The sequence below is a fragment of the Paenibacillus sp. 2TAB23 genome (assembly GCF_052115165.1).
Lineage (GTDB): Bacteria > Bacillota > Bacilli > Paenibacillales > Paenibacillaceae > Pristimantibacillus.
Genome location: NZ_JBFRGD010000004.1, coordinates 140,545 through 157,321, shown reverse-complemented (window position 1 = coordinate 157,321; position 16,777 = coordinate 140,545). Strand labels below are relative to the sequence as shown.

16 protein-coding genes are annotated in these 16,777 nt (G+C 44.9%); 12 read left to right on the top strand and 4 right to left on the bottom strand.

Features of this window, described 5'->3' with window-relative positions; genetic code table 11:
- The first annotated feature begins 32 nt into the window (after positions 1-32).
- The 5 genes from AB4Z29_RS08065 to AB4Z29_RS08045 all read left to right on the top strand — a co-directional run bounded on the left by AB4Z29_RS08065 (position 33) and on the right by AB4Z29_RS08045 (position 4,172).
- Positions 33-494 carry a thiol-disulfide oxidoreductase DCC family protein gene (locus AB4Z29_RS08065; RefSeq protein WP_441942554.1) on the top strand — a complete coding sequence of 154 codons (462 nt, stop codon included), beginning with the start codon at positions 33-35 and terminating at the stop codon, positions 492-494.
- A complete protein-coding gene (locus AB4Z29_RS08060; RefSeq protein ID WP_441942553.1) occupies positions 491-1,390 on the top strand; it encodes a DoxX-like family protein in 900 nt (299 codons plus the stop codon). The genes AB4Z29_RS08065 and AB4Z29_RS08060 overlap by 4 nt, the downstream gene beginning before the upstream one ends.
- Positions 1,391-1,420: 30 nt before the next feature.
- Positions 1,421-2,098, top strand: a complete 678-nt coding sequence (locus tag AB4Z29_RS08055) for a DUF4166 domain-containing protein (RefSeq protein WP_441942552.1) — start codon at positions 1,421-1,423, stop codon at positions 2,096-2,098.
- 132 nt (positions 2,099-2,230) lie between these two features.
- Positions 2,231-3,106, top strand: coding sequence for a radical SAM/SPASM domain-containing protein (locus AB4Z29_RS08050; RefSeq protein WP_441942551.1), 876 nt, complete (start codon positions 2,231-2,233; stop codon positions 3,104-3,106).
- Positions 3,107-3,329: 223 nt separating this feature from the next.
- The gene (locus AB4Z29_RS08045) at positions 3,330-4,172 is read left to right on the top strand and encodes an undecaprenyl-diphosphate phosphatase (protein ID WP_441942550.1); all 843 of its coding nucleotides are present in this window, start codon (positions 3,330-3,332) and stop codon (positions 4,170-4,172) included.
- Positions 4,173-4,212: 40 nt separating this feature from the next.
- On the opposite strand, the gene AB4Z29_RS08040 is transcribed toward AB4Z29_RS08045, so the two are convergent.
- Both AB4Z29_RS08040 and AB4Z29_RS08035 read right to left on the bottom strand, forming a co-directional pair.
- On the bottom strand, positions 4,213-5,442 hold the full coding sequence (locus AB4Z29_RS08040) for a voltage-gated chloride channel family protein (protein WP_441942549.1): 1,230 nt from the start codon (positions 5,440-5,442) through the stop codon (positions 4,213-4,215).
- 82 nt (positions 5,443-5,524) lie between these two features.
- The gene (locus AB4Z29_RS08035) at positions 5,525-5,875 is read right to left on the bottom strand and encodes a DUF5658 family protein (RefSeq protein ID WP_441942548.1); all 351 of its coding nucleotides are present in this window, start codon (positions 5,873-5,875) and stop codon (positions 5,525-5,527) included.
- 100 nt (positions 5,876-5,975) lie between these two features.
- On the opposite strand from AB4Z29_RS08035, the gene AB4Z29_RS08030 reads away from it, so the two are divergent.
- From AB4Z29_RS08030 to AB4Z29_RS08000, 7 genes are all read left to right on the top strand, one after another.
- Positions 5,976-7,586: a glycosyltransferase family 2 protein gene (locus AB4Z29_RS08030; protein WP_441942547.1), complete on the top strand. Its 1,611-nt coding sequence runs from the start codon at positions 5,976-5,978 to the stop codon at positions 7,584-7,586.
- Positions 7,587-7,727: 141 nt separating this feature from the next.
- Positions 7,728-9,668: an ATP-dependent DNA helicase gene (locus tag AB4Z29_RS08025; protein WP_441942546.1), complete on the top strand. Its 1,941-nt coding sequence runs from the start codon at positions 7,728-7,730 to the stop codon at positions 9,666-9,668.
- 200 nt (positions 9,669-9,868) lie between these two features.
- Complete coding sequence (locus tag AB4Z29_RS08020) at positions 9,869-10,006, top strand: hypothetical protein (protein ID WP_441942545.1); 138 nt, start codon at positions 9,869-9,871, stop codon at positions 10,004-10,006.
- Positions 10,003-11,457, top strand: coding sequence for a spore germination protein (locus AB4Z29_RS08015; RefSeq protein WP_441942544.1), 1,455 nt, complete (start codon positions 10,003-10,005; stop codon positions 11,455-11,457). The genes AB4Z29_RS08020 and AB4Z29_RS08015 overlap by 4 nt, the downstream gene beginning before the upstream one ends.
- A 19-nt stretch (positions 11,458-11,476) precedes the next feature.
- Entirely contained in the window at positions 11,477-12,595 is a 1,119-nt protein-coding gene (locus AB4Z29_RS08010) for a spore germination protein (protein ID WP_441942543.1), read from the top strand.
- On the top strand, positions 12,570-13,784 hold the full coding sequence (locus tag AB4Z29_RS08005) for a Ger(x)C family spore germination protein (RefSeq protein WP_441942542.1): 1,215 nt from the start codon (positions 12,570-12,572) through the stop codon (positions 13,782-13,784). Before AB4Z29_RS08010 ends, AB4Z29_RS08005 begins: the two co-directional genes overlap by 26 nt.
- A 165-nt stretch (positions 13,785-13,949) precedes the next feature.
- Complete coding sequence (locus AB4Z29_RS08000) at positions 13,950-14,879, top strand: tyrosine-type recombinase/integrase (protein WP_441942541.1); 930 nt, start codon at positions 13,950-13,952, stop codon at positions 14,877-14,879.
- Positions 14,880-14,974: 95 nt separating this feature from the next.
- On the opposite strand, the gene AB4Z29_RS07995 is transcribed toward AB4Z29_RS08000, so the two are convergent.
- Together AB4Z29_RS07995 and AB4Z29_RS07990 are read right to left on the bottom strand one after the other, a co-directional pair.
- Entirely contained in the window at positions 14,975-15,775 is an 801-nt protein-coding gene (locus AB4Z29_RS07995) for a hypothetical protein (RefSeq protein ID WP_441942540.1), read from the bottom strand.
- A 101-nt stretch (positions 15,776-15,876) separates the two neighbouring features.
- A complete protein-coding gene (locus tag AB4Z29_RS07990; RefSeq protein ID WP_441942539.1) occupies positions 15,877-16,716 on the bottom strand; it encodes a sugar phosphate isomerase/epimerase family protein in 840 nt (279 codons plus the stop codon).
- Positions 16,717-16,777: the final 61 nt, after the last annotated feature.

Genomic DNA, 16,777 nt, shown 5'->3' with positions numbered 1-16,777 from the left:
GATACAATATAAGCAGAGAGGACGGCGAACAGATGCATACAGCTTCGAAAGATACAGCCTTGCCAATTATTCTTCTTATAGACGGACAATGCCTGTTATGCAATAACATTACTCGGTTCGTGGTCAAGCATGATAGAAGAAAACAATTTCGATTTGCCGCTCTACAGTCTCATGCGGGGAAAAAGCTGCTGCGAGAAGGAAACTTGCCTCTTGAGGATATGGATACATTCGTCATGATTCACAATGGCCAGTACTTCACGAAATCAGATGCGGCATTGCTTGTATTACGAAAACTTAACCGCTCGTGGAGCCTCTGTTACCTGTTCATCGCTGTTCCGCAAACACTGCGAAACCGAATCTATGATGGCGTGGCTCGCAATCGGTTCCGTTACTTTGGAAAGACGGATACATGCCTTATACCGACGCCAGAACTAATGGGAAGGTTTGTTCAAGATGGCGTATATGAGGCCAACGAGGAGGCAGCTGCAACATGAAAAACAATCCGGTTTATGTTGAACTTAATATTCACTCTTCATTGGATGAATTATGGAGACATACGCAAATACCACAGCTTCATGAGCAATGGGATTTAAGATTTTCTGAAATCGAATACCTTCCCCGGAGCGGAGATTCAACGAAACAAATGTTCCGATACACGACTAGAATCGGATTTGGTTTGAAAATAAAAGGCATAGGAGAAACAAGCAGTCAATCACACGATCAAAAGAAAGAACGTCTATCCACCTTATTGTTCTCCTCCTCGCAGCCTATTTCGCTCATTTCGACGGGTGGCGGCTACTGGAAGTATAAGGAGAACAATGGAATGTTAACGTTCAGTACACGATTTGATTATAAAACAAGGTTCGGAGCAGTCGGAAGCTTCATTGACCGCATATTGTTTCGGCCCGTGTTCGGTTATGCAACGGCATGGAGCTTCGATCGTCTGCGCATTTGGCTGGAGGAGAAAGTTCCGCCATCCATCGTTGCGGAAAGAGCTTTCATTCATTATTTGAGTGTTTTACTCCTAATGCTGCTATGGTGCTTTGAAGGTTTGGTTCCAAAGCTTCTCTCTCCTGCAGCGGGAGAATTAAAGCTGATGCGATCATTCGGTTTATTTGAAGGTCAAGAAATAACAATGATATATTTGATCGGCATCACTGAAATCGTCATCGGACTCTTAACCGTATATGGGCATCGGAATAAATGGACGTTCTATATTCAGATCCTTTTATTGCTGACCTTGACTGTCCCAATGCTTGCGGCTGCTCCGGATTTAATGACTATGCCGTTTAATCCGGTTACATTAGCGGCACCTATGATTGGATTAAGCTTAATCGCTATTTGGAGCAGCAGGCATCTCCCACAGCCAAAACGCTGCAAAAGAAAATAAAAAATGGCATTGAAAAGGAAGTGTATTAGAATGCGTTCGATCTATGAACAAGCACTCGGCTCTGACTTTCTGAGGCTCCATCCACGCATTCAGCAGCGTTTTGGCTTTAATAGTCATAGCGAAACCGCTTCAATCGGGCACGGTGTTATGCAGCGGATCTGGTACAATAAAGCCGTTGCTATTCCGCTTCTTCTCGGGACAGCTCGTCATATTATGTTTCCGCAAGGAGGCACAAACATACCATTTACGATTGAAAACTATGCATACGTAGATCGATTTGGCAGAGAGACCGTTACATGGGTACGCAAATTCCAATTTCGTCGTCAAATTAGGCATTTCGATGCGACGATGATTTTTAGCCGTGAAAGGAAAAAAATTGTTGATTATTTGGGCAACAAGCAGCATTTGGCAGTGGATCTTGAACTTACCGTTTCTTCGATTGGGGGAATACGAATTCGCTCCGGTGATCAGCGGTTTTATGAAGGCCTGCTGCAATTTGGCTTTCCGAAATGGCTAACAGGAGCTGCAGAAGTACATGAGTGGTATGATGACGCCGAGGGCTGCTATCAAATCACGGTAGATGTCCGCCATCCATGGCTCGGCTCGCTGTTTCAGTATAAAGGCTCGTTTCAAGCCGAATTTATTAAGCTAAAGCCGGATGCGGCACCCGTGGGGATTAGGCCAATTCGTGAGGAAAGAAGGGAATAGATGGCGGAAGCCGTTTATTCCTTTTTGTCACTTGCTTGCATGGCGTTGTATAATAGCTGTAGACTAGATAAGAAGATTCAGGCTGACAAGACTCAGGCTGCTGAGTCCGAAGGAAACGGAGCATATACCCACATGAAAAAGTTTAAAAAATTCTACATTGAGACGACAAGCATATGCAACCTATCATGCAGCTTTTGCCCGCCAACTTTGCGCGCAAAGGGCTTTATAAAAGTAGAAGATTTCCGAAAGACGCTAGAGCAGATTAAGCCTCATACCGACTACATTTATTTCCACGTAAAGGGTGAACCGATGCTGCATCCCAAGATGGATGAGCTGCTCGATATTAGCCACGAGATGGGTTTCAAAGTTAACATAACGTCCAATGGTACATTGATTACGAAAAATAAAGACAAGCTGCTCAATAAACCTGCTTTGCGCCAAATTAATTTCTCGCTGCATAGTTTTGATGGGCATGCGGGCTCAACCAACAAGGAAGGCTATCTTGCTGAGATTTTATCCTTCGTGAAGGAAGCGGTCGCATCCAGCAATATTATCATATCTTTCCGGCTATGGAATTTGGAAATGGACAATGAAACGAACCAGCAGAAAAATAAAAATCGCGAGCTGCTTGGGATGATCGAGAAGGCATTCCAATTGGACTATAAAATTGAAGAAAAATTCATCCCAGGCTCTGGCGTCAAAATTGCGGAACGCATTTATTTGAATCAAGATCCGGAGTTTAAATGGCCAGATTTGAAAGAGCCAGAGTATAACGGGAAGGGATTTTGTCACGCGCTGCGCAATCAAGCTGGAATTCTTATTGACGGGACAGTTATCCCTTGCTGCTTGGACGGGGAAGGCGTCATTAATCTAGGTAACATTCATGAGACTCCTTTCTCGGACATTATCGAAAATGAGCGTTCGACTAAGCTTTATGAAGGATTCTCAAGACGAGAAGCAGTGGAAGAGCTTTGCCGGAAATGCGGCTACCGTCAACGATTTGGGTGATCATGCGCCAATACGTTCACAATAAGCTTTCGGCTCCTGCGAAGGCTTATTTGCATCGTTTCCGAGCAAGATCGAAATCTCTAAGCATCCCGGAAATCTATCAAAGAGAGCAGCATAATTGCAACGTGAATTGTTGGATAGGGCTGTTTTATGTTATGATTTGTTCCATGCCGTTCTATTTCATCATGCTATTAATTAAAAGAGTTAGGAGATTCAACGACAAATGGACTTTTTTACAATTTTAAAAGCGATTATTCTGGGTATTGTGGAAGGTTTGACGGAGTTTGCTCCGGTATCCTCGACGGGGCATATGGTTATCGTCGACGATATGTGGCTCCAATCGGAGCAGTATTTAACGAAGTACGTTGCGAACACATTCAAGATTGTCATTCAGTTGGGATCGATTCTAGCAGTAGTCATCATCTTCAGAAATCGGTTTATTGATTTATTAGGATTGCGGCGCGGCGCTCAAGCAGAAAACAAAGACGCATCGCAGCCTCAACGTAAGCTAAAGCTTACGCATGTAATCGTTGGCCTCATTCCCGCTGGTGTGTTCGGGCTATTGTTCGATGATTACATTGATGAGTATTTATTTTCCATTGAAACTGTATTGGTTGGTCTCGTCATCGGTGCGATATTTATGATTATTGCCGATCGCTTCCGACCCGCCAAAACCAAAGTGGACACCGTTGATCAAATTACATATAAGCAGGCGCTCTCCGTCGGCTTAATTCAATGCTTGTCCTTATGGCCAGGCTTCTCGCGCTCCGGATCAACGATATCGGGCGGGGTGCTTCTCGGAATGAGCCATCGCGCCGCTGCGGACTTCACTTTCATCATGGCGGTTCCGATTATGGCAGGTGCCAGCTTGCTGTCCTTGGCGAAGAACTGGGAATATTTCACGCTTGATTCATTGCCGTTTTTCATTGCAGGCTTCCTTAGCGCATTTGTATTCGCTCTTCTTTCTATCCGTTTTTTCTTGAAGCTGATTAATCGAATCAAGCTGGTGCCGTTTGCGATTTACCGAATCGTGCTGGCAGCTGTCATCTATATCGTTTATTTCTAAAAAAATGGCTTGCCCCCGTAGAAGGGAGCAAGCCATTTTTTTATTCGTTTAACGGAAAAGCATGCGGTTTTTGCGCCTCGTAAATCCCAATACGCCCCGAACAGAGAAAAGCAATGACACATCCAATAAATAGATAAACGGCTGCATCCGAGCCGAAAAGCTCAATGCCCATAATAAAGCACGCAAGTGGTGTTTTTGCCGCGCCGCTGAACACGGACACAAAGCCTATCGCTGCCAGTAAGGGAATGGAAACATGCAGAAGCCCACCGAGCGAGCTGCCAAGCGTGGCGCCGATAACAAACAGAGGAGTAACCTCGCCTCCTTGAAAGCCTGTCCCGAGCGTTAGCGCGGTAAAAAAAGTTTTGAGCAGAAATGTCAGCGGAGACGCCGCTTCTTGAAAGGCTTGCTGAATAAGCGGGAGGCTAAGTCCCAAATAATCGCGCGTGCCAAGAGCATAGACCAGCACAATGATGATAAGGCCGCCAACGGCGCTTTTGAGCACAGGATTTTTCAGCCATGCACTGAAAACCTGCTTGCATGCGCGCGTGAGCTGCGTGAAGAGAAACGCGGCCAATCCGAACATGACGGCAGCGAAGAATATTTTTGCAACGAGCAGCCAGCTGAGATCCGGAATCTCACCAATTGCATAGTGAATATGCTTGATCCCCCAAGCGCTTGTAACTAAATGTCCCGCAAAGCTAGCGATAAAACAAGGCAGCAGCGCTTCATAGCTAATGACGCCAATAGCGAGCACCTCCAAGCCAAAAACGGCGCCTGCTAAAGGTGTACCGAATACAGCTCCAAATCCGCTGCTGATGCCGCACATGAGAATGATTTTACGATCCAATGGCTTCAGTCTGATGAGCTTGCCGAACCATTCGGATAAACTGCCGCCTATTTGAACAGCAGTCCCTTCACGGCCAGCTGAACCGCCGAACAAATGCGTGACAAGCGTGCCCAAAAGCACGAGCGGAGCCATTCGGAGCGGGATAGCTCCTTCTCCGGAGTGAATTTGTTCGATGATTAAATTATTGCCTCGTCCTGCTTCTTTCCCGAACCTCAAGTAGAGAAAGCTGATGAAGGCGCCTCCCGCGGGCAGCAGCCAAAGCAGCCAGGGCTGTTTGCTGCGGGTGTCCGTTACCCAGTCGAGGGAAGCAAGAAACAGTGCGGCTGCCGAGCCGGTCAGAATGCCAACAGCGCCAGCAATCAGCAGCCATTTGAACATGTATTTCGCGATCCTCAGCGGGGATAGCTTCCGAGCTTCTACCATGCCGATTATCTCCTTGTTCACCTATGTAATAAATATGTATCTATTAGCTATTATACAGCTCTCATTATATAGGTAAAGCACATTATAGAAGAGAGCGAAAGGAGAACCAGCCGTCATGAACACCGAAAGAGACCCAAATCAGATGATAAATATTCACTAAAAAGTAAAACGCCACAGTAGCTAAAATGAAAGGATTTATCCATTTTCTATTTTTCAATTGATAGTAAATAAGAATAAGCAGTAGGGGAAGCACCAGCTTCACGCCATAATAGCTAACAATATTCCATTCATAAATGTGCCTGACAATGGGATTCATTTCTTCAATCAGAAAAAAACGTAATCCGATATCTGTAAAAGCGGCATCGGAAAAGCAAAGCAGCAATAGTCCGAGCAGCAATGCCTTCATGTCCCATTTTTGGATCGTTGCGATCACGGAATCACTCCATTCAAAAGAAATTTGCATATTAGATGCATATGCCTCATATGGATTATCATTCCTGTGCCCATTCCGTTGGAACAAAGGAGGCGTACTGTTGAAGCGAATCTTAATTGGAAGCCCCATTCGCCAGAAACCGGCTATTTTGCGCTATTTTTTATCCTCGCTTGAGCGAATGCTCACCGATTCGCTAGCGATCGATTTTTATTTTATTGATGACAATGATAATGAGGAATCTTCACAGCTGATAGAGGATTTCATGACAAAGCAGCAATCGAATGGCATTCAAGTAACCATAAAAAGAAGCGATTCGATAACGCCATACGCAAGAGACGAGTTTACCCATTACTGGAGCAATGATCTCATTGATAAAGTAGCGAATTGGAAGGATGACATGATCCAATCGGCGAGAGAGCAGCATTATGATGGATTATTTCTAATCGATTCGGATCTGCTGCTGCATCCGCAAGCGTTGCAATCTTTAGCTTCATCAAACAAAGAAATCATTTCGACCATTTTTTGGACGCAGTGGCAGCCTAACACGATGGAGCTTCCTCAAGTTTGGCTCAAGGACACCTATTGGCCCTTTCAATCCGATGGCACAATAAAGGATGGATTCGGCGCGGAGGTGGCTGCCAATTTCATCATCATGCTGCGGAAGCCGGGCATTTATGAGGTAGGCGGGCTGGGCGCGTGTACTTTCATTAACCGATCAGCGCTAGAAAAGCCCATTTCCTTCCGAACGATAATGAATTTGTCCATGTGGGGAGAGGATCGGCACTTCTGTATCCGTGCAGCTGCGATAGGCATTAAACTTCATGTTGATACGCATTTCCCGGCATTTCATGTTTATCGTGATTCAGATCTGGCGAGGGCGAAGCTGTTTATGGAAACAACGCAAGCCCTGGTCGAAGAAGGTGCAGCTGCACCCGCACCCGCACCTACGCTCACACCTAAACCCGCACCTACTCAAGCGCCTGCAAATGGCTTAACCATTCATATTGCAAATGCCGGTCCGAAGCTTGTGCTCTCCATGATCGTCAAAAATGAAGCAGACCGGTATTTGCGAGAAACTCTTGAGCATCACCGGGTTTATATTGACCATGCGGTCATTATTGACGATGGAAGCACGGATCATACCGGTGATATCGTGCATGAATATCTAGCAGGCATTCCTTTAACCTATATCAGGAATGAAAGCTCACAGTTTCATAACGAAGTTAAGCTTCGAACGCAGCAATGGCAGGAGACGATCCGAAAGAGGCCGCAGTGGATACTTAATATGGATGCGGATGAGTATTTCGAAGAAAAATTCAAGGATGAGCTGCCGGCACTTCTGAACGAGGCGCATACCTTTGCATACTTGTTCCGGCTCTATGATTTCTGGTCAGAGGATCATTACCGCGAGGATCATTATTGGAACGCGCATGCCGTCTATCGGCCTTTTCTGTTGAAATATGTCGAAGGCTACTCTTATGAATGGAAGCAAACTCCGCAGCATTGCGGTAGATTCCCGCAAAACATTTATTCGGTGCCTCATAAAACGTCTGATCTACGCGTCAAGCATATGGGCTGGGCGAGGCCGCAGGACCGATTATACAAATATGAACGCTACAAGCTGTTGGATCCGGATGCCGCCTATGGTTGGAAGGAGCAGTATGAATCCATTCTGGATGAAGCTCCGAATTTGGTCAAATGGCTGGAATAGGCATGCATATGGATAATATATACTTTGACTATGATTACAATCTAATGATATATTTGAATGTACGTTAAGTGCAGGAGATTTCACAGCCGACTGCTAATCATGCGCAGTCGGCTGTGCCTACTATATGGAGGCAAACGACCCTTGAACAAATATCCGTTTGATTTTGACCCGAAACAATCTTTTATTTCGCAAGCGAGTGATTGGATCGCAGATGTGTTCTACGAAAAACTGCCCGAGGCTGGTTTTGAAATACGAGACGAGCAAATTTATATGGCCTTTCAGCTTGAACGCGCGTATGCCGACAAACAAACTATTTTTGCCGAAGCAGGAGTTGGAACCGGTAAAACGTTCGTGTATTTGCTATATGCGATCACTTATGCAAGATATACGAGAAAACCGGCTATTATTGCATGCGCGGATGAATCGTTAATCGAGCAGCTCGTGAAGCCAGAAGGGGATATTGCGAAGCTGGCCCGTTACTTGGATCTTACGATTGATGCCAGGTTAGGTAAATCCGCCGATCAATATATTTGCTTGAAAAAGCTGGATCAAGCTCGGTCCGGGCAAGACGATGCCGAGTTGTTTGACAACATCTACCGCGAGCTCCCAAGCTTTGTGCACAAGCAGGATTCGATGCAGAGCTTCCACCCGTACGGAAACCGCAAGGATTATCCGAACCTGAATGACGAGCAGTGGAACCAGCTTGGCTGGGATGTATTTCAAGATTGCTTGGTCTGCGATGTACGCCACCGCTGCGGTCAGACGTTATCGCGAGATCATTACCGAAAAGCGGCCGATGTCGTGATATGCTCCCATGACTTTTATATGGAGCATGTATGGACTTATGAAGCCCGCAAGCGCGAAGGTCAGCTGCCATTGCTTCCAGAGCATAGCTCTATCGTATTCGATGAAGGGCATCTATTGGAGACGGCAGCACAGCAAGCGTTAACCTACAAACTGAATCATGCGGTGTTCGAAGGTATCGTAACGCGGCTGCTGCAAGAGGAGATACGTGAATCTTTGGCGGTTGCCGTCGAGGACGCGATCACGCAAAGCGAATTTTTATTCAAAATGATGAATAAGCATAGTCAAAAAGTACAAGCTTCGGACCGTCGTGAAATCATTTGGAACGCTGAGCTTATTCGTGAAATCAATCGCCTGCAGGATACGCTATCCGTCATCGAAGAGGAGCTTGTATTCGAGAGTGGTTTATATACAATCGATACGTATCAGCTCAAAATCGTTGAAGAGCATTTGGAGATGATCCAATTCGCGCTTTCTCTATTCAAAAAGGAAGACAAGCCCATTAGCTGGGTATCGGAAGACAAAGAAGGAACATCCCTTGTCATCATGCCCAAATGGGTAAAGGAAGTGTTGAAGGAGCAGGTATTCTCGCGTAAAATGCCGATCGTTTTTTCTTCTGCTACGCTTTCGGTAAACGGCTCTTTTGACTATATGACGGATATTCTGGGGATGGATAACGCATTATCCTTCTCCGTTCCTTCACCTTACGATTATGAGCAGCAAATGACAGTCGCGACTCCTGCTAATGGTTTACTTCCGAATATAAATGAAAAGATGGCGGAAACCTTTCGATTGCTTACGAGAAGCGGCGGCAGAACGCTGCTGCTATTCCCATCTATGGAGCAGCTTGAACAGTTTAAAACGGAAGCTGCTAAGCACACTGCAACTGCATCATTTACCTTTTATTATGAAGGGTCCAGCGAAATTAGTTATCTGATCCAGCAATTCCAACATGATGAAGCTAGCATTTTATGTGCGGTAACCCTTTGGGAAGGGCTTGATATTCCGGGACCATCGCTTTCCCAGGTCATCGTCTGGGAGCTGCCGTTTCCTCCGAACGATCCATTGTTCGCCGCGAGGAGAAACGATGCCGAGCTGCCTTTCGAGCAGGTAGACATGCCATATATGCTGCTGCGTTTGAGGCAAGGAATCGGACGATTGATACGGAGACGCGAAGACAGCGGTTCAATCATCATATTCGGCGAGAAGATGAATGAAAGCTATGTACGTGAACAGGTGGAGCAAATCCTGCCCAAAGGCGTAGCGCTTAGCCATTAATTCAGATATATGTTGAATGTAGGAGAAGGGGCAACCCTTCTTCTTTTTTATGCGGTCATCCGATCAAGCTGGTTCAACGGAGCATTCGTCTGTGAGCCAGCTTTTATTATTTTTACATTCGATCGTAAATGGGTTTATAAAGGGGAATATACGGCGAAAATATGGATTATTCGACATTTTCCGACAGAGGGAGAGACAGCATGATGGCAGCAAGCATAGAACTCAATAGGCCAGAAATGTTTGTGTATATAGAGGCTGCAGTTGTGCTTATTGTCCCATTATTGATTTCCATGATTTACAAAAGGCTGCGCCAAATGAAGGATGATCAACTGAAATGAGCAGTCAGCTAAACGACAAATTATTTGAAATGCGTGAACGGACGTCGTTTCATTCGGATGTCTGCATTCGGGAAATTACCCTTGGCGCAACTGAAATAAAAGGAGCGATCGTGTTCGTAAACGGTCTAGCCGACCGTGATTTGATTGATCTGCATATCCTCAAAGCATTAATGACGTTAAGCCAAGACTGTTCGCCGCTAACAAAATCATATGTGATGGAACGGGTATTAACGATCAGCCAGCTTTCCGAGGTGCCGAACATAGAAGAGACGGTTGCCAAAGTGCTTATGGGCGCAACCGCGATTCTCATTGATGGCATTCCGGAAATTCTTTTGGCAGGGACCACGAAAAATAAATCAAGAAGCATTGAGGAGCCGATATCAGAAGCATTGGTAAGAGGACCAAGAATGGGCTTCAATGAGTGCTTATCGGACAATACGGCCATGCTTCGAAGGCATGGAGAGAATGACAGCATGGTTTTTACGACTATGCAGGTAGGTTCACGTGCCAAAAAGGATCTCGTTATTGCCTATATGAAGGGGATTGCTGAACCCGAGCTGGTCGAAGAGGTAGAAGCGCGGATACGCAAAATCAATATTGATAATTTACCGGAGTCGGGCTATGTCGAGCAGCTCATTGAGGATGATTTTCTTAGCCCATTCCCGCAGATCCAGAGTACGGAAAGACCTGACAGAGTGATAGGCGCCATGATGGAAGGTCGAGTAGCGATTCTACTGGACGGTACGCCGTTCGCCCTCATTGCGCCTGTCACCTTCAGCATGCTGCTTCAATCTCCAGAGGATTATTATGAGCGCTGGTTAGCCGGATCCTTGCTAAGACTGCTTCGTTTTTTTGCCGCAATGATTGCATTGCTTACGCCAGCCATGTATATCTCATTTATCTCTTTCCATCCAGGATTGATACCGACAAAGCTTGCCATATCCATAGTTGGCTCTAGAATTGGCGTACCCTTCTCCTCGCTCATTGAAGCCTTGATTATGGAGGTTGCCATTGAAATACTGAGGGAAGCAGGTCTGCGACTGCCCAAGCCAATCGGACCTGCAATGGGAATTGTGGGAGGCTTGATCATAGGTGAAGCTGCGGTACAAGCAGGCATTGTAAGCCCGATTCTGGTTATCGTTGTAGCTGTAACAGCGATTTCATCCTTCTCCATCCCACAGTATAGCGCTGGAATTGCGCTGCGCATGCTTCGGTTCGCAGCTATGTTCTGCGCGGCAGCATTCGGGTTATACGGTGTCGTATTATTTGTTCTGCTGTTAAGCGCGCATGTATGCCGGATTAAAAGCTTTGGTGTACCATATGCAAGTCCAGGAGCTCCTTATCGGTTAGGGGATTGGAAAGATTTTTTTGTACGGGCACCTATATTTATGATGAGAAAAAGGCCAGAAATGATGCACCAGCAAAGTAAACGCCGGCAAAAGAATGAATGACAGACGGAAGGAGTAGACCATGACACAAAAGGCTCAAGATCGTATTACGACCGTGCAAGCAGCCGTTATCGTTTCTAATTTTTTGCTCGGTTCGGGAATTCTGACGCTGCCTAGAGCTTCTGCGGAAGTGGTCGGAACGCCTGACGTCTGGCTCTCTGTGCTGCTTGGAGGTTTTGTAGCCATTGGAGCGGGCATACTTATGGCGGTTTTATCGAAATGGCATAAAGGGAAAACCGTCTTTCAATATAATCAAACATTACTTGGCAAATGGATCGGAGGGACAATCGGCCTTGCATTTGTAATCTATTTCTTTATGACGTCTGCCTATCAGGTGCGTGCGCTCTCGGAAGTTACTCAGCTTTTTTTACTTGAAGGAACGCCATCTTGGGCGATCGTCATGGTGTTCATGTGGGTAAGTCTTTACTTAATGTTTGGGGGTATTAACCCGATTGCACGATTATTTGAGCTTATCCTGCCGGTAACGATCGTCATTTACCTATTAGTTATGTTAATGTCACTTAAGTTATTCGATTATGATCACCTGCGCCCATTTCTCGGACAGGGCATTTGGCCAGTTCTGGATGGCGTACGTTCAACGGCACTCTCGTTTCTTGGTGTGGAAATCATATTGGTTATTACGGCTTTCATGAGTAATCCTAATAAATCTGTAAAAGCGGTAGTCATCGGCACGAGCATCCCGCTTGTCATCTATATGTTTACGGTCATCATTGTTATAGGGGGGTTATCCCTAGATGGCGTGCTTTCAAGAACGTGGCCGACACTCGACCTTATTCGAAGCTATGAATATACAGGGCTAATATTCGAAAGATTTGAATCATTGCTATTGGTCATTTGGATCATGCAAATCTATTCGACATTTACGATCACTTATTATGCTTCAGCTTTAGGGTTTTCGCAAATATTTCATTTCGATGTTAAAACTTGTCTTTATGGTCTGCTGCCTATTGTATTCACACTTTCAACACTGCCTCAAAATATAGATGTATTGTTTACTTTGGGCGATTTTTTGGGTAAATCCGCTTTTTTCTTATTTGTTCCCATTCCATTATTATTGTTGATCATAACAAAGTGGAGGAAAGGAGCCAATAAAAATGCGGCAGAGAAAACTGGACCATAAACGTTGGATAACAGGTTGTATGGCCGCCTTGATTCTTTTTCTTCAAACGGGATGCTGGAGTAAAGACGAAATAGAAGATCTCAGTATTTATGTGGGAATGGCCCTTGATCTTCCATATGAAACCGTACTGGAACGAAAGATGGATCAGCTTGGCTCCGACTATCGCAAAAGAAACCATATCTCCTTTACGCTGCAAATTGTAGATAAGCAATCGGAGGCAAAAAGCGGAGATACAAAAGACGATCCGACTTCTAAACCTTATTTGAATATATCGGAAACGGGCGATTCGCTATTCGAAATGATCCGTGAATTTGCCGCAAGGCTGGAAAGACCGGTTATCGGACATCATTTGAAGGTGATTGTCATCAATGAATCGTTGTCGAGGCGATACAGCATGAATAACTTACTTAGCTTTATGCTGCGAGATAATGACATAAGGCTTAACTGTCTCGTTATGATGAGCAGCGGTACAGCAAGAAAAGTAATGGAGGCGAAAGGTAATGCGATTATTCCTTCTTTTAGATTAAACGGAATGGTGGACAATCGTTATCGTACGTTAAAAATCATTCCACCTGTTTCGTTATCCAAACTGGAGAGTCAAATGAATGCACACGCAAGCTATTTGCTGCAAAACGTTATTGCGGTCAATGGTGAGGTGAAATTCTCTGGAGCTGCAGTCATCCTCGGGAAGACGCAGAAATTTATTGGTCGATTAACGGAAGAGGAATTACTGGGAACCATATGGCTTACAGGTGAGGGAAAGGGAGGAGTCGTCAAAAGCTACGATCCCAAGACGAAGCAAGTGATCACTTATGAGCTTAAATCCATGAAAAGTAAAATAAAGTCTCGTGTGGTCAATGGAAAGATTAGTTTTCATGTAAGCATAGAATCGGAAGGCCGGCTCATCGAGGAGTGGATGGAACGAAACGAGCCGATCGATGACGAGTTTATTATTCGGGCAGAAAACGCGGCATCCAAAGAAGTACAACGTTTGATTAAGCTCGGATTAAATAAAATCCAAAATAGATACAAAGCGGATGTAGTCGGGTTCGGTACACGCTTATCCATCGAGCATCCAAAAGTATGGAAGCAAGTGAAGGGGAATTGGGATGAAACGTTTAGTCAAGTGCCTATCACTTATGATGTAAAGCTGAAAATATCGGAAACGGGCTCAAAGCAAGGACATTAGCTCGTTTGATGCACTTCATTTTAGGCAAAAAGGAAGCAAAAAAACTGCGTGAAATACATATTTCACGCAGTTTGCTTTTATATCGACTTTTAAGCTGATATACTAGACTAGTGATCACATAAATTGAGTTAGAATTATGGATATATATGGGGGATATGAACGAGAATGGGACAACATGAGGTTGCCGACTGTTATGGACTCGAAATGGAGCTATTCTCTATTTGGATGAAAAATAAAGGGATGACGAAATCTACCCATCGTGCCTACATGAGCGATGTAAGCTTTTTTCTTCAGACGGTGTATCCTACTGAAACCAAAAAAATTTCCAAGATGGAAATCATGCGATACATGGCTGCTTGCCGCGAGAAGGGAGCGGGGGATGAAGCACGTAATCGAAAGCTGTCGTCTTTACGCTCTTTTTTCAGAGCGTTAATCGAGATGGAGCATATGGATAGCAATCCAGCAGCACTTATCGCGAAATCGAAGCAGGAGAAAAACCGGATACCAGTGTATTTGGAAGAAAATGAGTTAGAAGCGCTCTTGCAGGCTATGAAAGGGAAATATTATATCCGTAATGTATCCATCGTATTGTTGATGGCGTACGCAGGATTAAGGGTAGGCGAGATCCATCGAATGAACGTACAGGATTTGCAACAGGACGGGTCAATACATATATTGGGAAAGGGGAGGAAATGGCGTGTCGTACCGCTTCCAGATGCACTTAGGCAAATGCTGAATGAAGCGCTCGCTGACCGACGTGAATCGAAACAGGGCAAGGAGCAGCCTTTTTTTGTCTCGCAATTCGGACGGAGGCTGTCTATTCGGATGATTCAGACGGTTGCCGATGAAACGATCAAACAGCTCAAGCTAACGATGCCTGCTCTTGCAGATAAGCGTATATCCAGTCACAAGCTTCGACACTCCTTTGCGACGATGCAAATTCGCAGCGGTACCGATATACGCACGCTCCAGGAGCTGCTCGGTCATGCCAGCATTGAAACGACCCAAATTTATACACACATCGATAATAAACAGCTTCGAAGTGCAATGAATAATATTTCCGGCAAAATACCAGTCCAATTCCAAAATAGATAACGGAATTATAATTATGTTAACTTATATAAAAAATGAAATATACAAAAAGAACGCTTGACAAATACTTTGAGAGTATCTGTCAAGCGTTCTTTTTGTTAATGAGCGCCGGCCATGATCAACTGTCTTCTTTCGTCTCTTTCTTCAGGGAGCATTCGCGGGCAGGTATAGCATTTTTGGCCATCGACTCTGCAATCATACATGCAGCAAGAAGAACGAAGCATGAGCTGACCGCCTTCAGGTGACCAAGGGTTATCAATAAACCGCGGTTTGTGGATAAATGGGTTGCGCTTGCGATTAAAAACCTCGGCTGGAAGGCTAAGAATGATATCCAGGTCCCTTAGAAAAGCTTCGACCAGTGCGGGATCTTTAATTTGCTCGTGTACATAATGACGCACCTCATTTATTTGCCCGCCGACTTGGCTCCAGATCATGCCCGATTTCACATCAGCGCCGACAGCAACCGCTTCAACGATTTCATTGATTTCGTTCTGAAAGGAGGAGCTGAATGCGTTTTCCAAAAAAGCTTTGCGTTCATCGACAGCAAGAGGCACCTCTGTCCAGCGAAGCTCTTTAATTTTGAAGCCTAGATGTGCGTGATCATCATGGGATTCAAGCTGATACGTTAAATTATCCAGTGATAAATCCAAATATCGGTTGTATTGCACGGCAAAAATAAGGTTTGTGATACAAAGGTTGAAAAAGGATATGCCAACAAACGATGCCGCTAATTGAATGCTAGTCGCTTGAACCATATTTCCTGCTGTAATAAGCGTATTATACGCAATCTCCCGGTCTCGGAAATCGGTGGCAGGAAGCTCGAGCAACGGATGCTCCGCACCTTTCGGTGAAATATGAAAGAAGGTATCGACGAGCGTAAAGTCCATTTGATTCGGCATTAGCTTGCTCCTCATTTATCATAATGATATCAACTATAATTATGTATATGAATTAACGATAATGATTATCATTATATTCACTATTTCAGTATAGGAGGGAGCTAGTGTGCTGTCAATACAAATGGCGTTACAATCGATTTCACTCGGTCAAGACCTGCCCACATATCTCCCGGTCCATCGTAAATAAGAACATAAGCACCATTAAAACCATTGGAATCAACCTTGCGAAGATAGCTGATAAGCTCATCTTTATCGGGGATCCCATTAGAATCGTAGGTTGGCTTCACGTGGATAGAAACGCTAAAGGGAGTAGTTGCACCGATTTCTTCCGTTTTTTCTGATCCGTGATAATTGCCGAAATCAGTAATGAAACCAACTTTATGGTTCGTTTGCTCGAGTAATTTGATGCTGCTAGCGGCAGTTGAAGTGAGCGATCTGAAGTTTTCCGTTATGACATGAACCGAAATAGATTGCCCGTAAAGTGCCAAATCAGTCAAGGCTGCAGCAGATAACCGGATTGCCGCATCATTGGTAGGAGAGGCTTCACCTGCCACGACTCTGATTTGTTTTGCTCCGCAGAGCGAAGCGATATCGATCCATTTCTTGATGTAATGAATATCAGCTGCGCGCTTTATCTCGTCCTCGGATGTTAAATCGCCATAGTCGACAAGCAAAGTATCAAACTTCATATTAGCTGCTTCAAAAGCCGCTTTGAGCTGTTCTAAATAGGCAGCTTCCGTTGACGGGAAATGAAAGTGGCAAATCTCAAGTGCTTGATAACCTCTTGCAGCAGCTTCTCCTGGCAAATCCAGCAAAGAGTGGACCAACGGCTGTTCTTGCTCGTTAATGATATGGTTGTTCGATTCGGAATCCCACGCGGTCATACGAAGTGGGCCGAGCAGTCTATGCAAACTCCACGTGCTAATCGATAGGTATGACATGATTTATCCCGCCTTTTATATGGATGGTTCAACTACTATTAGCATACCATTAAAAAAAAGA